This is a genomic window from Aquirufa sp. HETE-40SA, from assembly GCF_054558635.1.
In genome coordinates this window covers 1100307-1121969 of sequence record NZ_JBPXKN010000001.1, presented here as the reverse complement: position 1 = coordinate 1121969, position 21663 = coordinate 1100307, and the positions used below count along the sequence as shown (strand labels likewise).

The window sequence follows — 21663 nt, the reverse complement described above, 5'->3', positions numbered from 1 at the left end:
AATAATTGTTATGCCAAAAGTTAAAGCCAAAAGACAAAGTGTCTCACTCGACATGACAGCGATGTGTGATGTGGCTTTTCTTCTATTGACGTTCTTCATGTTAACCGCGAAGTTCCGTCCAGAAGAGGCAGTTACAATCACACCACCATCATCAATTTCAGAGAAACCTTTGAATGTGAAAGATGGTATGCTAATGGTTAGTGTTTCACCAGAAGGTGGAGTTTATTTGGCAACTGATGATCAAATGGCAAGAGAGTTTATGTTAGAGCGTATGGCTAATCGCTATGGTGTCGCTATAACGGCTGAAATGAAGAAGAACTTTATGTCTTCGGAAATTGTAGGCTATCCTCTTGGAGCTATGCGTCAGGTGTTAAATATGAAACCTGCAGATGCTAAAAAGCTAAGTAAGGGAATTCCAATTGACTCATCTAATAACGAGCTTTCGTATTGGGTAGGTTATGCGAAATTGTCTAATCCAGAGTTGAAAGTTGCTATTAAAGGAGATCAAAATTCTAACTACAAAGTGTTTGCTGATATCATCGGTACTTTGCAGGCTCAGAACATCAATATCTTCCAATTAGTAACTGGACCGGAAAACAAACCGAAATAAATTTTCATTTTTAATTACGAAAAGAAATGGCAGAAATAGATAGCTCCGGTGGCGGGAAGAAAGGCGGAGGAAAGAAGCGCAGTAAGAAAATGTCGACCAAAATCGACATGACACCTATGGTGGACTTAGGCTTCCTTTTGATTACTTTCTTTATGTTAACTACAACGTTAGCAAAGCCCGTTACCATGCAATTAAACATGCCTGATAAAACGGATACAAAGGAAACATCACCAGTAAAATTATCGGAAACACTTACGGTGTGTCCAGATGAGAATAAGGTGTATTATTACCAAGGTATCCCTACTGAAGCAGGTACGGTAATGCAAGTTACTAACTATTCGGAAACAGGAATTCGCAAGGTTATCGCGGATCTGAAAGCGAAAGTGGGTAATAATTTTACTATCGTGATCAAGCCAACCAAAAATGCGAAGTATCGCAATATGATTGACATGCTTGATGAATGTGCGATTACTAATAACAAGCGTTATGCTTTATTAGAAATCGATCCGGATACGGAAGCATTGATTAAACGATCAGGAAAATAAGCTTATTAAATTAATTTTAAATTAAACGAATATTATGTCACAAGTAATAAGCCAAGATGCTACTTTGGATGATATTATCTTCAAAAACAAAAACCGTGAATTCGGAGCTTTTGTTTTAAGGAAGACGTATCCTAAAGTAATGAAGCGGTCCGTATTACTAGGCTCTGCACTCTTTGTCGGTGCTCTTTTGTTAGCAGCTTTCTGGAAACAGTTAACTGCAGCAGCGGAAGATAAGACTGAGGTGACTGCTGAAGTAATGAAATTGGACAAGCCTGCTCCACCTAAAAAGGTTGAGTTGCCTCCACCGCCGCCACCGCCACCACCCAAGGAAATCCCTAAGGTGACAACGACGAAATTCTTACCTCCAGAAATCAAGCATGATGAGGAAGTAACGAAGCCAGAACCTCCCCCTGAAGAGGTAAGAGGTAATACCGCATCTGAAACGGTGAAGGGTGAATCGGAGACGTATGAACCACCAGTAGATCCAGATGCGAAAGGAGCTGAGCCTGTTGAGCCTCCTAAGCCAGCTGAAGATGAAATCTTCACGGCAGTAGAGCAACAAGCTGAATTCCCTGGAGGTCCGGGTGCATGGGGACGTTTCTTACAGAAAACGTTAAAATACCCATCTGCTGCTCAGCGTGCAAACGTAGGTGGTAGAGTATTCGTATCATTCGTTGTAAATACGGACGGTTCAGTTCAAGACGTACAAGTTTTGAAAGGAGTTGGTTTCGGATGTGATGAGGAAGCTATTCGCGTAATTAAGGCTATGCCTAAATGGAATCCAGGAAAGCAATCTGGACGCGCGGTTAGATCTCGTTTTACTCAACCGATCACGTTCGTTTTATCTGAATAAGATATAAACGCTTAACCATAGACAGACCTGCTGAATGTATTTTTAGCAGGTCTGTTTTTTTAAAGAAAATGAAAAGACCTATTGCTATTTGGATTAATGTCGGATTTCGTTTGATCGTTGCCCTAGCCTATTTTCTTTTAGGTATGTATGTGGCGTTTTTTTCGGAGTTTGATTTAGGTACTAATTTTGGTGTACCTACCATTGTTTTGTTTGGATTACTATTTATGGTCTATGGCTTGTTTCGGATTTGGAAAGCCTATACCTATTATAACGCTACCGATGAAGATGATGAAGAATACCAGAAATATTAGTTTAGCTCTACTAATCGGGCTAATTTTTTTGCAGTGCTCTACCGATAAAAAGGAGACACCTAAGGATTCAGCCACAGTTGGGGAAATTACTCTCGGGGTAGATGAGTCTTTTGAGCCTTTGATGAAGGCTGAGAAGACGGCATTCGAGGAGCAGTATAAATACGCTAAAATCAAGTATAAGTTTAGTCCTGAGAATGAAGTTATCGCAGATATGCTGAATGACAAGATTCGTGGAGTGGTGGTTACACGTGATTTGACGGCCAAAGAAAAAGAAAATTTTACGCGTAAGTCGGTTACCTACCGAAGCTTTAATATCGCAGCGGATGGCATCGCTCTTTTAGCTAATAAGTCTAATACGGATACATTAATTACCTTAGCTGATTTAAGGGATTTAATGGTAGGGGCTTCATCCAAATATACGCTTGTAGTAGACAAAGCGAATTCAAGTAATTTAAAATTTTTATTAGACAAATTAAAGATTTCGAGTTCGGAGAAATTATATGTGGTGGCCGCTGGGTCTAATCCAGAAGTCATTAAACAGGTGAAAAGTGATCCGCGATCGATAGGTATTGTAGGATCTAATTGGATTAGTGATGGGGATAATCCCACCTCGCTTGGATTTATTAGATCCGTGCATGTGATGTCTGTAGCTGAAGGTAAGGGGATGCCTTATACTCAGCCTTTTGGCTATAATTTGGCCTTAAAAAAGTACCCTTTACGTCGTGAAATCAAATATATTTTGAAAGAAGCACATCAAGGCTTAGGAACTGGCTTCTTAAATTATGTATCTGGAGATTTGGGACAACTTATTGTATTAAAGGCGGGATTAATTCCTTTGACCCGACCTATCACGATTCGTACCTATCAAATCAATCAATAGTTTATTTTTATTTTGTGTAAAGTAGGGAAAATAGAAGATTGTTTTTATTTTTGTTGTTCTTACGAATTTAAAGTTAAGTGTATAAAATTGGACATTTCGGTGTTCGAGGCCTAGGAAATTTTTTGAAAGCTATTAATTAAAATAACAAAATGAAGAAAATGAAATCGTGGATATTGGCAGTCAGTTTATTGATCACCAATTTGGCAATGGGACAAACTATCGCAGACGGATTACACTTAATCGATCGCGATCAGCCTACTAGAGCTAAACAAGTTTTTGAAGGTTTAGTGACGGCTTCTCCAACTGGGGAAAACTATTATTATTTAGGTTACTACCATTTATCTCGTAGAGATTGGGCAGGAGCTGAAGATGCTTTCAAGAAAGGCTTGGTAGCAGATCCTAAAAACTATTTGAATCAAGTAGGTTTAGCATCGATTAAAGTAGGCCAAAATAAGGTAAATGAAGCGAAAGTAGATTTTGACCGTATTTTGACTGAAACGAAATATAAGAATGGAGATGTTCTTCACCGTATCGCTGAGGCGTATTCCATGTTCTATAAATTAGGGCGCGATCCAGAATTCAATGCGAATAACAACGACCCTGCTGAGGCTATTCGTTTAATCGACTTGATGTTAGAGAAAACGAAGAAGGGTCCGAATGCAGAACAGATGATCGTTCGTGGTGATGCCTTCCTGATTAAAAATGATGGTGGCAACGCGGTTTCTTCCTATGAGCAAGCTTTATTGCAAGATCCTAGAAACGTGAAAGCCAAGGTGAAAATCGGTACCGTGTTTTTACGTGGTAAAAACTACCGTGAGACACAAACTCGTTATAAAGAGGCGATTGACTTGGATTCAAACTTTGCGCCAGCACACAAGCGTTATGGGGAGTATTTAATCGTAGGTAGCCAATATAAAAATGCTTCTCGCTATTTCAGAAAGTATCTAGAGAAAGCAGAAGCTACTCCTGAAGTTACTTTGGAAACAGCTAAATTATTGTTCTTATCTCAAGATTATGAAGGGGCGATGAAATACACGGATGAGGCAGATAAGAAAGGAGTGAAAGACAATGATATTTACCGTATGCGTGGTTATTCTCATGTTGAAATGAAGAACTACCAACAAGGGATTGATAACTTGGAAGGTATGGTTCGTTCTGGTGTGAAGCCATATTATATGGATGATCTGTATTTTGGAAAAGGATATCAGGGTCTAGGGAAAGATTCTATTGCGTTAAATTATTTAGAGCGTGCTGCACCTCTTGACACTAATAATAACGTATATAATATCATACATGATATTCGCTACAAACAAAAGCGTTATAATGATGCTGCTTCTGCTGCATTGAAGGGTATTGAGTGGAAACAAAAGAAAAACCAAACAGTAGGATCCGGAGATTACTTCAAAGCTGCGATGGATTATTACTTTGTTGCTGCATTTACACCTAAAGCGGATACCTTGAATCGCCCATTAATAGCGATGAAGTCTGATACTTTGTTTGCAAAGGCGATCTCTGTGAATGACAAATGGCCTCCATTCTATTTGAATCGTGCACGTGCTAATAACTTAATTGATTATACAGGTACGAAGTGGTTAGGAGTTCCTTATTATGAGAAATTCTTAGAAACGGTAACTAAATTAAAAGAAGAAAAATCAACTGCTTTTAAAGAAGATAAAAATCAATTATTTGAAGCTTATAAATTCTTAGGGGGATATCACTTAACGGTGACGAAAGATGATGCTAAAGTGAGAGACTATTTCACCAAAGCTCAGGAGATAAAAGCGGATGACAAAGATGTCAACGATTATTTGAATCCTGCACCAGCAGCGGCTCCTAAAAAATAAGTAAAGATTAATCATCGGAAAAAGCTGCTCATTGGGCGGCTTTTTTCATTTACGCAAACAGTATGTCATACGCAATCATTACCGGAGGAAGTAAAGGGATAGGCAAAGAAATTGCCTTGCAATTAGCAGAAAGAGGGTATAACCTGTTATTAGTAGCTCGCAATTCGTATGAGCTTCAGCAGGTAAAAGAGGAGATTCAGAAGAAGTATTCTCTAGAGGTGGATTACCTAGTGGCAGACTTAGCGGATCCTACTGCTGTCAATACGCTCTATGAATGGGTGTTAGCGAAGCAGATTGATCTACGCATTTTGGTGAATAATGCAGGCTATGGTTTAGTGGGTGAATTTGAAAAATATTCGTTTGAGGAAACCCAAAAAATGATGCAAGTTAACATGAATGCTTTGGTGGAATCGTGTTACCGTTTCTATCCAATGCTTTCAGGAAAAGGCCAAGCTTACGTATTAAATATTGCGAGCTCGACAGCCTATCAGGCGATTCCTTTGATGAGTGTTTACGCAGCCTCTAAAGTATTCGTCTTGAACTTCTCCCGTGGCTTGTTTCACGAATGGAAAGCTAAAGGAATTACCGTTACAGCCGTCAGCCCTGGTGCCACTACTACGAATTTTAATGACCGAGCGAACTTGCCTGTAAAAGCTAGCAAGGCAGCTGAAAAAGTAACGATGACTCCGGCTGTGGTGGCCAAGTTAGCGGTGGATGGCATGTTTGCGAAAAAGCAAGAAGTCATTACCGGCTTAGTTAATAAATTAGGTGCTTTCTTAGCCTGGTTAGCTCCGAAAGCCCTTTCAGAAAAAATAGCTAAAGGAATTTACGAATAGTCTTTTCTTGGCTAATTCCATCAGAGATTAGCTTTAGTATATAAGTTCCAGTAGGGAAACGGGATATATCCCAATTCAATATCCTACTGGAATTTTTTATTTCAGTAGCATCTAACATTTCCCCTTTTAGATCGAAAAGATATAGCATCGCATTTTCTGTATCATACGCTATTTCAATGGTAAGCATACGGTTAGTTGGATTCGGGTAGGCGGTAAATTCGTAAACAGCAGGCCTTTCTACCAAATAGACATTAGAGTAGGGAGAATAGCAGGCAAGATTCTTATGCATCCATTTAGCTCGAACATAGAATTCTCGCCCTTCTGTGATCTTTCGAAAACTCAAACTGTCAGTGGATCTAGTTTTGTCAATAAGCCATTCCGATATGCCTATTGAATGTGCCTTGATAAAAAAGGCCCCCATTTTTTCTAGTCTGGGGGTAGGAGGATTAGGCCTTCTTTCAAGAGTTATGATATCTGAACGATAAAAACAGCCATTTTCTTCTAAGACATTTTGATACTCTCCTGAAGGTAATAGCCCTGTAATGGTCTTATCTTCAGAGTACAAGTGGTGATCCTTCTCCCAGCCAACAAAACGTACATTGGAATCAATTGTGAGGCTAAGAAATGCGCTATCCGCTTCGCAAATGTGGCTAGTAAATGATTTATCAACAACCGAACTAGGTTGCTTTAAAATTGGTAGATTCAACTGAATGGTGTCCGTCTGGCCATCATTGCAGAAGAAGGTATAATTTCCCCCAGATAAGATGAAATCTGCTAGAGGGGATTCGTGGCGTTTCGACGCATTTAATCCAGAGGTTTTCAGCGGGCAGCCATCAATTCGAATGCGGTAGTTATTCATCAGGCAATTTGTTTCAGTGCGTGAGGTTAGATGGTGAATGATCGGCCCATTTCGTACATAATTTACCAGAGTCGTATCTTTTATATAGCAGCCTAGTGAATCTGTAACGGTTCTATATAGGAATCCATTGGAGCTATAAGGGCCTAAAAGACTTTTGGCTGTAGAGGTGTAAGAGATTTTATAGGGTGGCGTTCCATTAAAGGTTTGGGCTTCAGGTAGAATGATCGTTCTTTCACCCGTTAACGAAATAGCTAAAAGGGGTAGGAGTTTCAGACGTGGTTTGATGCGAAAGATAACGGGTGTGCGGTCGCTCTCGCAGTCGTTGATTTTGACGGAAGCGAATCGAACTAGAATAGAATCTTTTGCGCTAGTATTATGAATCGCTTTCATGACTAATGCTGTGGCCGTACTCAAGTTCGATTTAGTTAACTCTGATTCATACCAGATATTGTCTAGCCCCCCACTGGCTTGCAATGTGATGGTGACATCTGAGCAAAAGTAAGTAGCTGAGGTGTTGATGGGTGGGGATGGAATAGTGAATAGGATTGTTTTTACCCCTGTAGACAAGGGTCCTTCGCAACCTGATTTGACACAGGATGCGCGAAAAATTGAACTATCGGATGCCACGAGTGGCAAACGACTACCTTCGCCCAGCTTTGCCCCAGAGGCATTATACCAATATGTTAATGATGGAGAACAGCCGGTGGCGTTTAGAGAGAAGGGTAGGCCTGTGCAGGCTGTGACGATTTTAACAACATGCGAGGGAGCCAGGGGTAAGGTTCTTACATTTAAACTAACTTCATTCGAAGCAAGGACACAAGTTCCAGTAGGATAGGTGGTGTGTCGTACAAATGCCTTTAGCTTAGCCCCATGAAGCAAGGGTTGAGCGATAATTGAATCCACTGGTAAGCCATTGAGTGTCCAGAAATACAAAGGGGAAAGGGGGACAAGCGCCTTTTCGCAAACGCTTATACTTGAGATGATGGGTGCTTTTCTAAGCACCAAAAGCACAGAATCAGAATAGCTAATACACTTATCTAACGTTATTTTTAAACGATAATAGGTTCCTGTGGGGTGTGTAGATCCCCCCGAAAGAAAGGAATAGCGTTTAGAACGCGCATTTGTGATGCTTGTATACTTCGTATCTGTGGGTCTACGCTTTTCCCATTGAAAGGTGCTACCTGAACTGGCAACAGTGAGTCGAATGGAATCTCCTTCGCAGCTAATTTGAGAAAGGGGTTGTGTGCTGATGGTCGCACATTGGGCGATGGAAAGGAAACTAGATAAAAGGAAAAAGAGCGTTTTCATGGCTCGAAATAGAGCAGAAAACGAGGGCAAAACAAGCCGGAGAAAATCAATATCAGGAAACCGATAAATAAAAAACGCAAACCACTCACAGGGAGCGATTTGCGTTTTTATAAAGAACTAGATAAACTTAGATATCGCAGATTTTCACTGCTTGCTCTAGGGATGCCATTTTGTCTTTGCGGGCTGGAACAAATTCTTGTCCAATGTAGCCCTTGTAGCCAGTATCGTAGATCGCTCGAACGATAGAGGCGTATTGTAATTCTTGTGTTTCGTCTATTTCGTTTCGACCAGGAACGCCGCCCGTATGGTAGTGGGAGATGTATGGATGATTTTTCTTGATAGTGGCAATTACGTCCCCTTCCATGATTTGCATGTGGTAGATATCGTAGAGTAATTTAAACTTATCAGAGCCTACCATCTCACAAAGTACAGCACCCCATTCGGTGTGATCTGCTTGGTAATCTTTATGATTCAGCTTAGAATTCAATAACTCCATAGAGATGGTAACATCGTGGCGCTCTGCCGTTTTCATAATGCGCTGAAGGCCTTTCTTGCAATTCATCAAACCTTGCTCATCACTCATTCCGTTCCTATTTCCTGAGAAGGTGATCAGGTTTTTAATGCCTGCCTTCGCTGCGCGTGGAATTAAATCCTCGTAGAAAGAAACTAGGGCATCGTGGTTAGCCACTTTATTGAAAAAATTGGTTAAGCCCATCCCATCCGGGTATTTACCCCAGCCAATCGCCGCTGTCATGTCGTGTTTTTTCAAAATGTCCCATTCTTCAGGACCTGTTAATTCGATAGACGTTAAGCCAATTTTTTTAGCATTAATGACTAATTCTTCAAAAGGGATATCTTGGTAACACCAGCGACAAGCGGAGTGATTTACCTTTCCTTTTAAGTCAAGTCCTACCTGTTTGTCTGCTTCTGTGAAACGATGGCCCATCATGCCAAGGCCAGCGAATCCTGCAGAGCTTTTCAGGATGTCTCTGCGGCTGAATTTGTTTTCCATAGGTTTAAATTTAATAGGTTTATTTTAGCAATTCGGTGACGAATTTTTCGCTGAGCTCAAATAGCACGCCCGGATAAACGCCGAGCAATATACTGATAAATCCTAGACCAAAAAGGCTAAGTAATTCTAATTTATTCAAATCGGGTAAAGACCATTCGGCATTTTTTAGGTAGGTTTTTCCCAAATAGATTTTTTGGAACGTCCATAATAGATAACCAGCGCCTAATAATAAGCCCAAAGCTCCGATAACGGCAATCCCTGGATGCACAAAAGGACTAGTGAAGGCGCCCATTAAGCTGAAGAATTCCCCGATAAATCCGGAGAATCCGGGTAGGCCTAAAGAGGCAAAAATGGCAATACCTGAGATAACCGTGAAGCGAGGCATCAAGGTTACTAAACCGGAATAGGAATCGATTTCACGGTTACCGGTGCGGGAATACAAGACGCCTACGATTAAAAACAACAAGGCAGATAAAACACCATGGGAGATGATTTGGAAGATAGCTCCTTGCCACCCTTCCGCTGTAAAGGCCGCGATTCCGAGTAACACAAAACCCATGTGGGATACGGAGGAATAGGCTACTAATTTCTTTAAATCCGTCATCGCTAAGGCATTATAAGCGCCATAAATGATGGATAGGGCACCTAATCCGGCTAAAATGTTAGCTGCCATTAAGGCTTCTATTTGGAAGAAAGGAATGGTAATTCGCAGCCAACCGTAGGCTCCTATTTTTAATAATACTCCGGCTAATAAGACAGAGATAGGGGTTGGTGCTTCCACGTGCGCATCGGGTAGCCAGGTGTGCAAAGGAACCATCGGTAATTTGATCGCGAATCCGATGAATAATAGCCAAAATCCCCACTCCCGAGCGCTCATTCCAGCTAATTGCCAGCCGGAACTGATGTGAAGAATGCTGGTGATTTGGCAATTTTTAAAATCCGCTAAAGCTTGCATATCGAAGCTGTGAACTAAAGAGGACGTCGCTAACTCTTGTGAAGAAATCAATTGCTGTACGGTTTTCAATGCCTCTACATTGAAGTCTTGTTCCGGTCGAATTAAGCCATTCAATAAAGCGGTTTCGTACGGATCCACGTAGGCAACGCCCATCCCCAACATCACGATTAGGATTAAAAGGGATCCTACTAGCGTGTAAAGAAAGAATTTTAAAGAGGCATAGTTTCTGCGCGGTCCACCCCAGATACCGATCAGGAAATACATCGGTAGTAACATGAATTCAAAGAAGACGTAGAAGAGGAAGAGGTCTTTGGCCATAAAACAACCCATGATTGAGGCATTCAGTAGCAAGACCAAGGCATAATAGCCGCCTACTTTTTCCTTTATTTCAGTCGAGTTCCAAAGCGCCACCCAGGTAATCAACCCCGTTAAAAGAATCAGGGAAATGCTTAATCCATCGATTCCGAGGGTATATTTCGACATAAATTGTCCCATTGACCCGAGAGAAATTGAGAACCAATGATGCGTTTCGTTGAATTGAAATAAGCCGGATATTTTGTCGAATGCGCTGTAGATATAGCCCAAAAGCGCTAATTGTAGCGTCGAAAGACCGATGGCGATGTTTCTCGCTTGCTCCTTTAATTGACCTAGTCCAAGCACCAAAGCACCAAGCAGGGGCAATCCAATCAAGAGCGATAATAGGGGTAAATTCGTCATTTAATAAATAGCGCGTAAAGTAAAAATAGGGCAAATGTCACAATAATCATAGTCCAATAGCTTTGGACTTTAGCTGATTGCCAGCGACTTAATAGTTTTCCAGTTCCTGCACTTAGGCTGGAGCTTCCCCCTACCAAAATACCATCCACGAGATGACGGTCTACCCAAGCTAGCAGGTGGGCAATAATCACTTGCAGAGCGGCAATCCCATTCACGAAGCGCTCAATGAATTGCGTTTCGAAAATCTGTGCAGAACTGCTCTTCCATCGAATAAAGCGGAATAGGGATGGCCAAAAGCGAGGTAAAAACTGGTAATTTCCGGCCGGAATCCAGTTTCTAGTTAAATACGCTCCGGCAATTCCTACCACCCAGCTCGCCCCTGTGATGTACAACCAAATCGAAGGAATTTGGTAGATGGCTACCTCAAAATGCTCTAATAAAGCCGATGCGTGAACCTCGATTGGATTCCAAGAAATCCAGGCGAAAAGACTCGCTACAACTAGAATACAGATAGGGAGCGCAAAATCGGTAGTCGAAGGACCTTCTTTTACTGGCCCTAGAAAAATCAAATAGAACTGGCGGCTGATGTAGAAACTAGTCAATACCATCCCGATGCCTAACATACCTAAAAGTTCAAAATGTTCGTTTGTGTACAAGAATCCTGCGATATTTTCTTTGCTGTAAAAACCGCCCGTAAGAGGTAATCCCATTAATCCTGCACCGAAAATCAAATAGGCCAAAGCCGCTATTGGCGCTTTCTTGCGCAGTCCGCCCATGTCGTTTAGGCTTTGGGAATGCACTGTGTGAATGACAGCGCCCGCCGCTAAAAAGAGGCCCGCTTTAAAGATTCCATGTGTCAATAAATGGAACAGTGAAGCATCAGAACCCATTCCCATCCACATTAAACCCAGCTGGGAAATGGTGGAATAGGCCAGCGTTTTTTTGATGTCGTTTTGGAAAATGGCGAAAATCGCTCCTGAAATAAAGGAAATTGCACCAATGATACCCATAAAAAGATGGGTCTCTGGACTCGTTATATCATATACTTGTACTCCCACAAAAACGCCTGCTGCCACCATGGTAGCCGCGTGGATCAAGGCAGAGGCTGGGGTAGGGCCTTCCATCGCATCGGGTAGCCAGGACATCAAGGGGAATTGAGCTGATTTTGCGATACCCCCTGTGATAATAGCTATACCGATCAGCGTAGGAGCGATGCCATTTATGTCAGAAAATTGCCACGTATTGAAATGTAATCCGAGAGCAATTAAGCCGAACAATAAGGCAATATCTCCCAGGCGGTTAATCAAAAAGGCTTTTTTAGCTGCTTGTGTTGCTTCATTTTTTTGATGCCAAAAACTAATTAACAAATACGAACACGCCCCCACAAGTTCCCAAGCTCCATAGAAAATGAGGATGGAATCCGCTACCAAAAGCAGGGTCATCGAGCCCACAAATAGATGCAAATACACGTAATATCTACCGAGAGAGGGGTCGTCTTTTAGGTACTTTTTTGAGAATAGTTGAACGCAAAAAGACACAATCGCCACTAGTCCCAAGACTAATTGCGAGGAGGCATTCGCCCAAAAACTGGCATTTATTTCTTTTCCTCCTAGTTGAAACCAGATGTAAGCGATTTTGAAATCAACGGAAGCTTGCGCACAAAAAAAGATAACTAAAAGGCTAAATACAGCCGAGAGGGAAATCGAAAAAAGGGGTTTGGGAAAAAGAGCTACCAAAAGCGCGGAGGCCCAAGGCAACAAGAGTACTCCAAGAAACAGGAGATTTAATCCCATATACTTTGTATAGATTTAGGGACAAATATACGGATTATCCACCACTCACAGGAGGAATTAGGGCAATTTCCATCGATTCCGATAGGATAAAATCAGGTTCAGGGAAGCGATGTTCTGCTGCAAGTCGCAAAGAGGGTAGATTTTCCAAAGCCGGATGCATCGAACGCAAGGTATGTAACATTTCTTCCACGGTGACTGAGCCCTCTGTTTTGATCGAAATCTTGGACGATTTTAATAAATCTCGGCAAATACCGAACAGCAATATGTGGTAGGTTGACATCGTTTTTTGTACCTTTGAATACTTTGAACAAATATATTGGATAATCCTCAGCTTTTAGATAATCACGGTCGCGAATTGACGTATTTACGTCTCGCGGTAACGGATCGTTGCAATCTGCGCTGCACCTATTGCATGCCGGCGGATGGGATTACTTATATGCCGGAACGGGAGTTAATGAGTTGGGAGGAGATGTTTCGGTTGACTCGCATTTTGCACGAAATGGGCATTAAAAAAGTCCGCATCACCGGTGGAGAGCCTTTTGTTCGGAATGGTTTGCTGGATTTTTTAACGAATTTAGCGGGCTTGAAAGACCTAGAAATCTGTTTAACAACGAACGGCGTGTTCATCGGTGAGTATTTAGGTGCGTTGAAAAAGCTTGGTGTACGCCACATTAATTTAAGCTTGGATTCAATTGACCGGGATCGCTTTCAGCAGATAACACGTCGTGATGATTTTGCCAAAGTCTATGCAAACCTTATTCGTTTAATTGAAGCTGGTTTTCAGGTCAAGATCAATGCGGTCGTGATGCAGGGCAAAAACGAGGAAGATATTATTGCTTTGACGGAGTTTGCACGCGAACATCCAGTTTCGGTTAGATTCATCGAAGAAATGCCATTTAACGGTTCCGGACTGGTAGAAGAGAAACTATTTTGGGATCATGCCCGTATTTTAGAGCGTATCCGCTCGCAATTTCCGGACTTAAAAGTGAGACCCTTTTTGTTCGGTGAAACGGCAAATACGTATGATATTCCTGGTTTTCAAGGCAATTTGGGTATTATCGCGGCCTTTACGCGTACGTTTTGCGGAAGCTGCAATCGTATTCGCTTAACGGCTAAAGGGCAAGTCAAGACTTGCCTGTACGATGATGGCGTTTTTAATATGAAGCCGTATCTTCGTAGCGAAGTGAGCGATGAGGAGGTGAAAGCACAATTTTTGACATTATTTAAATCGCGTCCGTTGGATGGATTTGAAGCAGAAAATAAACGACAAGGAGTCATCACCGAATCGATGACGACTATTGGAGGATAAATATGAGTGAATTATCAAACCTGATTGAGAAATTTTCTAGCCTACGCGTTCTCGTGATAGGCGATTTAATGGTGGATGCCTACACTTGGGGTAAGGTAAATCGCATATCACCAGAAGCTCCGGTTCCCGTGGTGAACGTGATCAAGCGGGAATCTCGCTTAGGCGGTGCCGGTAACGTGGTTTTAAATATCGCAAGCCTTGGTGCTAAACCCTATGTTTGCTCGGTCATTGGAGATGATTCAATAGGCGAAACCTTACAAGGAATTCTAAAAGAATCGGGATTATCAATTGATGGTATTATCGTAGAAAAAGGTCGTCCTACCACTGTTAAAGAACGTGTTATTGCCGGATCTCAACAATTGATACGAGTGGATTCGGAAACAGAAGCACCTATTTCAGCTGCATCTTCTAAAGCTTTATTGGAGCAAGTGAAAGCTTGGTTACCAGAAGTCGATGTGATTCTTTTTGAGGATTATGACAAAGGAGTTTTAAGTCAGGGGCTGATTCAAGAAATTATCACACTAGCTAAATCACGCCAAATCCCAACCGTCGTTGATCCTAAGAAAAAGAATTTTTTCGCCTACAGTGGCGCTACCTTATTTAAGCCAAATTTGAACGAATTACGGGATGGTTTAGGTTTAGAGGCAGCAGCTATCGCACCGGAAGCCATCGCAAAAACAGTGGCTGATTTCAAGGCTTCCCAATCTTTTACAGGTCTATTTGTGACGATGTCCGAACGCGGTGTGTATATGGATTATGCAGCAGATCAAATTCAAATTCCTGCACACATTCGCCAAATTGCCGATGTTTCAGGCGCCGGAGATACGGTAATTTCCATTGCTGCTTGCGCATTAGCCGCTGGTGGTTCTGCTAAGCAAATTGCAGAGCTCGCAAACTTAGGCGGAGGCTTAGTCTGCGAATCGCTAGGAGTGGTTCCGATTGATGTGGAATTGCTGAAGAGGGAAGCTGGAAAGATTTAATCTTCTATGCTTCAAACTCGATTCCCAAAACCCTAAATCAATCCAATTTTATTCGTGGGTCTATGTACCATACTAAATCCGTTATATAGAACTCTCCTGAATATATTCCGAAGGAAGTTAAGCTTCTTAGTTTACTAAAAGCATCCATTGTTGTACTTTTAAAGTCGGGCTCTTTTTGTGAATTCGCATTACCTTTTCCTGAGATAAAAGGGAGTATAATCCATTTGAAAAGTTTCGGGTCTGATGGTAAATTCCAACAAGTTTCTGACTGTTTAATAAACTTCATAACATGTTCTGCATCTGTTTTTTCCATTCCTCCCATATGCCTCAAATCAGTAATTTTCCCGTTTCCATTTAATTTAAAAACGAATAAATTAAAAGTTGGTCTATTACCCCACACTTTTAGATTGTGCGAAAAGTATTCGTAAAATTCACTTTGACCGCAACCATTGAATAAAAATTCGTTTTTAGGATTTTCTTGCGCTACCGTCTTGATGCTACTAGAGATCATCAAAAGAATAATCAGTAATTTAATTGCAATGTTTGCCATAATTTTGGTTTTTGTATTTCTGATCTGTATTGTAAACGTCCCATTCATTAACTCCTAATTCTTTTAATAAATAATCATAACAGTCTTTTTCCTTTTGAAGACCTAATAAAGCTAAAATTTTTGCGTCTTTCTCATCTGTCTTGTAAAGAGTATGTAAAAAGGCAGCTATTTCACTTACATATTCGTTTAACATTTCTTGGTGATCTGTGCTTGGGAACTTATTATTGATGTAGACATGTAAAAATTCATGAATAATTACCCGAGCGATGTATTCTTTGGAGGCATTTTTCAATACTGAAACATTCAAAGTTATCACATTGCCATCTACATATGCATTGCGACCTTTTAAATTAGTATCCAAATTTGCGGTATTTTCATTAATAATTACGGAGTATTTCAATCCTCGTTTCTCAAAGTCAATTTTTTGAATTATCTCTGAAATCTTACCGTAAACGTTATTGTTCTTAAGTTCTGCCAATACCTCGTTAAAGCAAGGAGTTTTCAATTGAGATTCAATTTCTGAGTAATTGTAGTCATTAAAATCTGAACTAGCTTGATTTCCACCTCCACCTCCAAAGCTATATTCTCCATCTTCCTTGTTTCCATAATAATCTAACATAGTAACGTACAAGTAAAGCCAACCACCTTCTTGATTTAATCGGGGTGCTGATACCGTGACTTCTCCGAGCATAGTTCCCATTAAAAAATGAATCATATCGATTTCTAAAGGAGATAAATTCATCTCTCGTATTCGAGCACCTTTGCCTTTCAGTATACGGTTTTTAGATTTATGCAGAAAGCCTGATTTTAACGTTTTGCCTTCGATAGATTGGATGATGATTTCCATATCAGTTTCATTAATGCGTCGATAGGATTTGTACCAGCCGTGGCGTTTGCCACCAAGCTCGAAAGTGATAAATTCCATAAAATCGGGGGAGCCGACTTGGATGGAGGTATTTTTGACCGGGGCAGAATAAGCGGAAACGCTGTCGAAAAGTTTAATCGGGATGGCTAAATCCCAGGCAATAAAGGAAGCACGACCTAGCGGGTCTACTTCGTGTGTCCAATCCTTTAATTCATGAATTGCGGAAGAAGTGGCTGGTGCAACAATGCTTTCTTTAGTGCAAGAAAGTAGGCAAAAAAGGCCTAAAATAAGGAATAGTTGTTTTTTATAGTGGTTTTTCATCGTTCTTGGTTTTATTGAACGATGTAATCTTACGGTTATCGATGGCCAATCACTATCAGTAAACTGATAATCAACTCACATTATCAGTTTACTGATAATTACCCCACCCAAGCCGTAAACTCAATTTCCACTTTATACTGTGGAGCGATCAAAGCAGAAATTTCATAAATCCCCGTTGTCGGTTTGATGTCTTTGAAGAAGTGCGAATGAGCGCGCGCGATGTCTCCATTTTTAGACATATCCGTCGTGAAAATACGGGTACGCACTACGTCTTTTAGGGATGATCCTGCTTCTTCTAAAACCATCGAGATGCGTTCGATGATGTTATAGGTTTGGGCATATAAATCGTCAGCCGTTATTTTTTCGCCATCCACCAGGGCAACTGTGCCGGAGATTTCTAACAAGTTTCCTGTTTTAACGGCGCGGCAGTAACCGAAGGTATCTTCGAAAGGGGAACCGCTGGAGATGTTAATTCTATTGCTCATTTTCTTTACTTATGTGCGTGATTTTTTGCCAAATTTCCGGCTTTGCATGCCTTACAACCTCACCTATGACGATGACTGCTGGATTGGTCAAGCCTTCTTTAGAAGCCATAGTGGCTAATTCTGCAGCCGAAGATACGCCAATGCGTTGGTTTTTCATCGTGCCATTTTGGATAATCGCGGCGGAGATGTCGCCTTTGCCCAGACTTTGGCATAAATCCGAAATCTCTTTTAATTTATTCATGCCCATCAAGATCACTAATGTCGCGGACGATTGCAATCCTAAGGTCAGGTCGGAAGTTAAAGAACCATCCGATTTCGTACCCGTCAATACCCAAAAGCTCTCGTTCACCCCTCGAATCGTCAAGGGTATTTCAGCTAACCCCGCAGCTGCGTAAGAGGAGGAAATGCCGGGAATATAATCTGTCAATAAACCGAATTCACGAGCGTATTCGATTTCTTCTTGACCACGGCCGAAGACAAAAGGATCACCGCCTTTCAAGCGAACCACGTGTCCTAGTGCATAGGCTTTCTCTATAATTAATTTATTAATTGCATCTTGCGAATGGCTGGAACCTGCGCGCTTGCCCACATAAATCTGCTCGCAGGTAGGAGTGCAGTGTTCTAATAAGGTCTTGTCGACTAAAGCATCGTATAAAACCGCTTGCGCAGACGCGATGGCTTTAATGGCCTTTAGGGTAATCAATTCTGGATCACCTGGGCCAGCACCTACCACCGTTAATTTCGGGTGAGGTTCTAAAGATCTGAAATGGCTTAAATTTTTCATACGATTAAGAGCGGGCTACTTTGGCGGATTGTAAAAAGGCATAAGCTTGAGCGGTGTAGCGAGATGCAAAACCTGCTGATGGTTCGTTTTGATTAATCTGTAAGACTAATTCAGCGAATGATGGTGCATCCACGGCAAAATCACCAGTTGCTACAAAGTTTTCATCGAACTTCGTGATGACGGATGTTTGGGTAGGTACCGAAATCGATTTATTTAATAGGAGTGCTTTCGCTGCAGAAATATACACGCTATAGGCGTGGTAGATCGCATCCGCGTAGCGTTTATCTTCTAAAGCGGCTGCCGTCCATTCGTATTTCTCGTCCGATTCGAATAATAAGGTCGCCACTAAGTCGATCACGACACCTGCGCATTCGCCCACACCGATTTCGGTGGCGAAGTTTTCTGAAGCACCCCAGTCGATGAAATCATCGTCCACAAGCGTGCTTAAATCTGCGATAGGCTTCAATAAATCGTAGAAATACTTCTCGCCTTGGCGATCATAATAGCTGTGGAAATATTCGTCCACCTGTGCGTTTTCTTCGAAGTTATTCAATAGAGTACGCAAGACTTGGGGACCTCTTTTGGAAGGAACTTTGATCACTTTATCGGCGATTTTTCCTTCGCCATTGCCTAAAGTCGCACCGCCCAATAACACCTGCAAGGCTGGTAAAACACGTTTGTCCGCAGCTTTCAAGGAAGATCCGTGGAATCCAATCGATGCCATACTGTGTTGGCCACAGGCGTTCATGCAACCAGAAATTTTGATCTTCATCGCGCTGTCGTGGATTAAGGACGGGAATTCCTCGCTGATGACGGCCTCTAATTTTGAGGTGATATTCGTCGAATCCGAAATCGCTAAATTACAGGTGTCCGTTCCCGGGCAAGCCGTGATGTTTGCGATGGAATTTGCCCCTGGAGCTGCTAATCCATGGGCGTCTAATACGGAATAGACATAGGCCAAATTCGCAGTGGGCACATATTTCAACATCAAACCTTGGTTAATCGTAATGCGAACATCATCGCCGATATATCCAGTTAAGGCTTCAATTAGGGAACGTGAGGTCACGCTTGAAATATTACCGTTCAGGATGCGCACATAGACCGCGTGGAATCCTTTTTGCTTTTGTTCAAAGGTATTGGTCGCTAACCAAGTAGCGTATTCTTCCGTAGATGGAGTAGTCGTAGAAGCTACTAACGTAGGCGCTTCCACCTCCCATGCCGTAGCTGATGGTATGTCGAAAGAGTGATTTTTCAACGCTTTCGTTTCTGCATTCACAAGATCCATGAATGCCTCAAAACCGATTTTTTGGATCAAGAATTTCATGCGTGCCTTGTGGCGGGAATTGCGTTCGCCGTGGCGATCGAAAACACGCAAAACAGATTCGATGAACGGGATTACTTCGTTTTCAGCAAGGAATTCGTGTGCTACGTGAGCTAGCATCGGTTGTGCGCCTAAGCCACCACCCACGACTACTTTAAAACCGCGAGCTCCATCCACGATTTTGGGAATAAAACCCAAATCATGTAAATAAGCTAAGGACGTATCTTCATCCGTATTTGAAAAAGAAATCTTGATTTTACGCCCCATCTCCTGACAGATCGGGTTACGCAAAAAGTAGCGAAATGCGGTATCCGCGTGCGGGCTTACATCGAATAATTCCTTCGGGTCAATTCCTGAAGTGGGAGAGGCAGTGATGTTACGCACCGTGTTTCCGCAAGCCTCTCGTAACGTGATATCATCCTGCTCTAATTTCGCCCAAAGTTCCGGCGTGCGGTCCAGTGACACATAGTGAATTTGTATATCTTGACGTGTAGTCAAATGCAGGTTCCCGGTCGAATATTCGTCTGAAATGTCCGAAATTCGCTTCCATTGGTGGAATTGAATCTTACCATAAGGCAATTTTATGCGGATCATTTGTACCCCCTGTTGGCGTTGTCCATAGACACCTCGTGCGAGACGAAGACTTCTGAATTTCTCCTCGTGTATCTCGCCAGCCTTGAATTGAGCGATTTTTTTCGCTAAATCTAGGATGTCTTTTTCTACAACCGGGTTTTCTATCTCAGAGCGGAAACTTTGCATAATTTATTCTTGACAAGTTTATAAAGTCTATATAATATATAGATTAGATGCAAATCTACGAAAATACCTTTTATTGCCAAAGAATTTTTATATTCGTTTTCATAAATCTTAAAACGATGAAAAAACTACTGACTATTCTTTTTTGTGCACTAGCACTTAGCCTAAACGCACAGATCGGGAAAGACCCGGCTGGCGTACAAGTTGTCAAGACAAAACACTCCATTACGATCGCTGGTAAGGTGATTAATTACACCGCCACTACCGGTTATATGCATATGAAGGCAGATACGGGTAAGGTTTTGGCCAAAATCTTCTTCACATATTATTCCAAAGACGACGAAGACGGTGCTAAGCGCCCAGTCACTTTCACCTTCAACGGTGGCCCAGGTTCAGCCTCTTTGTGGTTACACATGGGTGGCGTAGGTCCTAAACGCGTTGTCTTAAAAGACGACGGAACCGCAACTGCAGCCCCTTATTCTTATATCCCTAATGAATTTTCTTGGTTAGACAAGACGGATTTAGTCTTTATTGACCCTGTTTCCACTGGCTATTCCCGCGCCGTGGGTGAACCAGCGAGCAAATACCACGGATATGTAGAAGATATCAAATCTGTAGGTGATTTCGTTCGCAACTTCTTAGGTCGTTATGACCGTTGGGCATCGCCTAAATTCCTTGCAGGCGAAAGCTATGGAACAACTCGTGCCGCCGGATTATCTAAATTCTTGCAAGATGAGCACCGCATCTATATTAATGGTGTGATTTTGATTTCTGCAGTCTTGAATTTCGGGACAAACGACTACAATGTCGGAAACGATTTACCTCGTGCTTTATACATTCCTTCTTATACAGCTGCCGCTTGGTACCACAAAAAATTAGCTCCAGCCTTACTAGCTAGACCTATCGCAGACGTTTTAAAGGAATCGGAGCAATGGGCAATAGGACCTTATGCAACAGCTTTAATCAAAGGCGGTTGGATGTCTGAGGCAGAGAAATCAGCCATTGCTGAAAAAATGGCCTATTATACGGGTCTTTCCAAAGAATTGTGTTTACAATCGAACTTGCGTCTGGAGGAAAGCCGTTTCTATAAAGCCTTGCGCCGCGCAGATGGACTTTCGATTGGTCGTTTAGATGCTCGATTTACAGGTCGTAATTTGGACGATGCTGGTGAATTCGTGGATTTTGATCCCTCGTTTGCGAATATCGATGGACCATTCACTGCCACCATCAATGACTATTTATCGAGAGAATTGAAGTTCACGGAGGAGAAAGGCTACAACGTCTTTGGCGAAGTATACCCTTGGTCCTATAAAAACGTTCAAAACAAATACCTGAACGTCGCGGAAAGTCTTCGTGATGCGATGGCCAAAAATCCGAACCTCAAAGTCTACCTCGGCTGCGGCTACTACGATTTCGCAACTCCGTACTTCACGGCGGTCTACGACATCGAGCACATGTTCTTGCGTCCCGAACAACGCTCCCGCGTAGATATTAAATACTACGAATCAGGCCACATGTACTATATCCACAAACCATCCTTGATTCAATTCAAGAAGGATATCGATTCCTTTTTCGATTCGTCGAAATAATTTGCTATTTTTGCAACCCCACGGACTCATCTAGAGGGGTGTCCGAGTGGTTTAAGGAGCACGCTTGGAAAGCGTGTGTAGGTCTCAAGCTTACCGAGGGTTCGAATCCCTTCCCCTCTACAAAGCCTCTCAGCGTTAGCTGAGGGGCTTTGTTCATATGGGGCCGAGTAATGCGCTTGT

The 21663-nt window shown here is 42.0% G+C and carries 20 protein-coding genes and 1 tRNA gene; 11 read left to right on the top strand and 10 right to left on the bottom strand.

Annotation, left to right across the window (positions count from 1 at the left end; genetic code table 11):
* Window positions 1-10 precede the first annotated feature (10 nt).
* From ACRZ9O_RS04990 to ACRZ9O_RS04960, 7 genes are all read left to right on the top strand, one after another.
* Window positions 11-610, top strand: coding sequence for an ExbD/TolR family protein (locus tag ACRZ9O_RS04990; RefSeq protein WP_459456952.1), 600 nt, complete (start codon window positions 11-13; stop codon window positions 608-610).
* 26 nt (window positions 611-636) lie between these two features.
* Entirely contained in the window at window positions 637-1155 is a 519-nt protein-coding gene (locus tag ACRZ9O_RS04985; RefSeq protein ID WP_459456950.1) for an ExbD/TolR family protein, read from the top strand.
* 34 nt (window positions 1156-1189) lie between these two features.
* Window positions 1190-2008, top strand: coding sequence for an energy transducer TonB (locus tag ACRZ9O_RS04980; RefSeq protein ID WP_459456948.1), 819 nt, complete (start codon window positions 1190-1192; stop codon window positions 2006-2008).
* A gap of 68 nt (window positions 2009-2076) precedes the next feature.
* Window positions 2077-2319: a hypothetical protein gene (locus ACRZ9O_RS04975; protein WP_459456946.1), complete on the top strand. Its 243-nt coding sequence runs from the start codon at window positions 2077-2079 to the stop codon at window positions 2317-2319.
* Window positions 2320-2347: 28 nt separating this feature from the next.
* A complete protein-coding gene (locus tag ACRZ9O_RS04970) occupies window positions 2348-3199 on the top strand; it encodes a PstS family phosphate ABC transporter substrate-binding protein (protein ID WP_459456944.1) in 852 nt (283 codons plus the stop codon).
* Window positions 3200-3357: 158 nt separating this feature from the next.
* The gene (locus tag ACRZ9O_RS04965; RefSeq protein WP_459456942.1) at window positions 3358-5043 is read left to right on the top strand and encodes a tetratricopeptide repeat protein; all 1686 of its coding nucleotides are present in this window, start codon (window positions 3358-3360) and stop codon (window positions 5041-5043) included.
* A 62-nt stretch (window positions 5044-5105) separates the two neighbouring features.
* Complete coding sequence (locus ACRZ9O_RS04960) at window positions 5106-5879, top strand: SDR family NAD(P)-dependent oxidoreductase (RefSeq protein WP_459456940.1); 774 nt, start codon at window positions 5106-5108, stop codon at window positions 5877-5879.
* Here the strand turns inward: ACRZ9O_RS04960 and ACRZ9O_RS04955 are convergent.
* From ACRZ9O_RS04955 to ACRZ9O_RS04935, 5 genes are all read right to left on the bottom strand, one after another.
* A complete protein-coding gene (locus tag ACRZ9O_RS04955) occupies window positions 5860-8046 on the bottom strand; it encodes a T9SS type A sorting domain-containing protein (RefSeq protein ID WP_459456938.1) in 2187 nt (728 codons plus the stop codon). The genes ACRZ9O_RS04960 and ACRZ9O_RS04955 overlap by 20 nt on opposite strands.
* A 127-nt stretch (window positions 8047-8173) precedes the next feature.
* Window positions 8174-9058: a hydroxypyruvate isomerase family protein gene (locus ACRZ9O_RS04950; RefSeq protein ID WP_459456936.1), complete on the bottom strand. Its 885-nt coding sequence runs from the start codon at window positions 9056-9058 to the stop codon at window positions 8174-8176.
* A gap of 19 nt (window positions 9059-9077) precedes the next feature.
* Window positions 9078-10730 carry a complex I subunit 4 family protein gene (locus tag ACRZ9O_RS04945; protein ID WP_459456934.1) on the bottom strand — a complete coding sequence of 551 codons (1653 nt, stop codon included), beginning with the start codon at window positions 10728-10730 and terminating at the stop codon, window positions 9078-9080.
* The gene (locus tag ACRZ9O_RS04940) at window positions 10727-12523 is read right to left on the bottom strand and encodes an NADH-quinone oxidoreductase subunit 5 family protein (RefSeq protein WP_459456932.1); all 1797 of its coding nucleotides are present in this window, start codon (window positions 12521-12523) and stop codon (window positions 10727-10729) included. The genes ACRZ9O_RS04945 and ACRZ9O_RS04940 overlap by 4 nt, the downstream gene beginning before the upstream one ends.
* 34 nt (window positions 12524-12557) lie before the next feature.
* Window positions 12558-12803 carry a MoaD/ThiS family protein gene (locus tag ACRZ9O_RS04935; protein WP_459456930.1) on the bottom strand — a complete coding sequence of 82 codons (246 nt, stop codon included), beginning with the start codon at window positions 12801-12803 and terminating at the stop codon, window positions 12558-12560.
* 36 nt (window positions 12804-12839) lie between these two features.
* On the opposite strand from ACRZ9O_RS04935, the gene moaA reads away from it, so the two are divergent.
* Both moaA and ACRZ9O_RS04925 read left to right on the top strand, forming a co-directional pair.
* A complete protein-coding gene (gene moaA, locus ACRZ9O_RS04930; protein WP_459456928.1) occupies window positions 12840-13832 on the top strand; it encodes a GTP 3',8-cyclase MoaA in 993 nt (330 codons plus the stop codon).
* Between the two features lie 2 nt (window positions 13833-13834).
* On the top strand, window positions 13835-14812 hold the full coding sequence (locus tag ACRZ9O_RS04925) for a bifunctional heptose 7-phosphate kinase/heptose 1-phosphate adenyltransferase (protein ID WP_459456926.1): 978 nt from the start codon (window positions 13835-13837) through the stop codon (window positions 14810-14812).
* A 37-nt stretch (window positions 14813-14849) separates the two neighbouring features.
* Here ACRZ9O_RS04925 and ACRZ9O_RS04920 read toward each other — a convergent pair whose 3' ends face one another.
* The 5 genes from ACRZ9O_RS04920 to ACRZ9O_RS04900 form a co-directional block, all read right to left on the bottom strand.
* Entirely contained in the window at window positions 14850-15362 is a 513-nt protein-coding gene (locus ACRZ9O_RS04920; protein WP_459456924.1) for a hypothetical protein, read from the bottom strand.
* Window positions 15343-16548, bottom strand: coding sequence for a hypothetical protein (locus tag ACRZ9O_RS04915; RefSeq protein ID WP_459456923.1), 1206 nt, complete (start codon window positions 16546-16548; stop codon window positions 15343-15345). Before ACRZ9O_RS04915 ends, ACRZ9O_RS04920 begins: the two co-directional genes overlap by 20 nt.
* A gap of 98 nt (window positions 16549-16646) precedes the next feature.
* Window positions 16647-17033: a RidA family protein gene (locus ACRZ9O_RS04910; protein ID WP_459456921.1), complete on the bottom strand. Its 387-nt coding sequence runs from the start codon at window positions 17031-17033 to the stop codon at window positions 16647-16649.
* On the bottom strand, window positions 17023-17817 hold the full coding sequence (cobA, locus tag ACRZ9O_RS04905; protein WP_459456919.1) for a uroporphyrinogen-III C-methyltransferase: 795 nt from the start codon (window positions 17815-17817) through the stop codon (window positions 17023-17025). The genes ACRZ9O_RS04910 and cobA overlap by 11 nt, the downstream gene beginning before the upstream one ends.
* Window positions 17818-17821: 4 nt before the next feature.
* Window positions 17822-19897: a nitrite reductase gene (locus ACRZ9O_RS04900; RefSeq protein ID WP_459456917.1), complete on the bottom strand. Its 2076-nt coding sequence runs from the start codon at window positions 19895-19897 to the stop codon at window positions 17822-17824.
* Between the two features lie 116 nt (window positions 19898-20013).
* Between ACRZ9O_RS04900 and ACRZ9O_RS04895 the strand changes: the two genes are divergently transcribed.
* Both ACRZ9O_RS04895 and ACRZ9O_RS04890 read left to right on the top strand, forming a co-directional pair.
* Window positions 20014-21483: a S10 family peptidase gene (locus ACRZ9O_RS04895; RefSeq protein WP_459456915.1), complete on the top strand. Its 1470-nt coding sequence runs from the start codon at window positions 20014-20016 to the stop codon at window positions 21481-21483.
* A 32-nt stretch (window positions 21484-21515) separates the two neighbouring features.
* Window positions 21516-21603: transfer RNA gene (locus ACRZ9O_RS04890), tRNA-Ser, on the top strand.
* Window positions 21604-21663 lie beyond the last annotated feature (60 nt).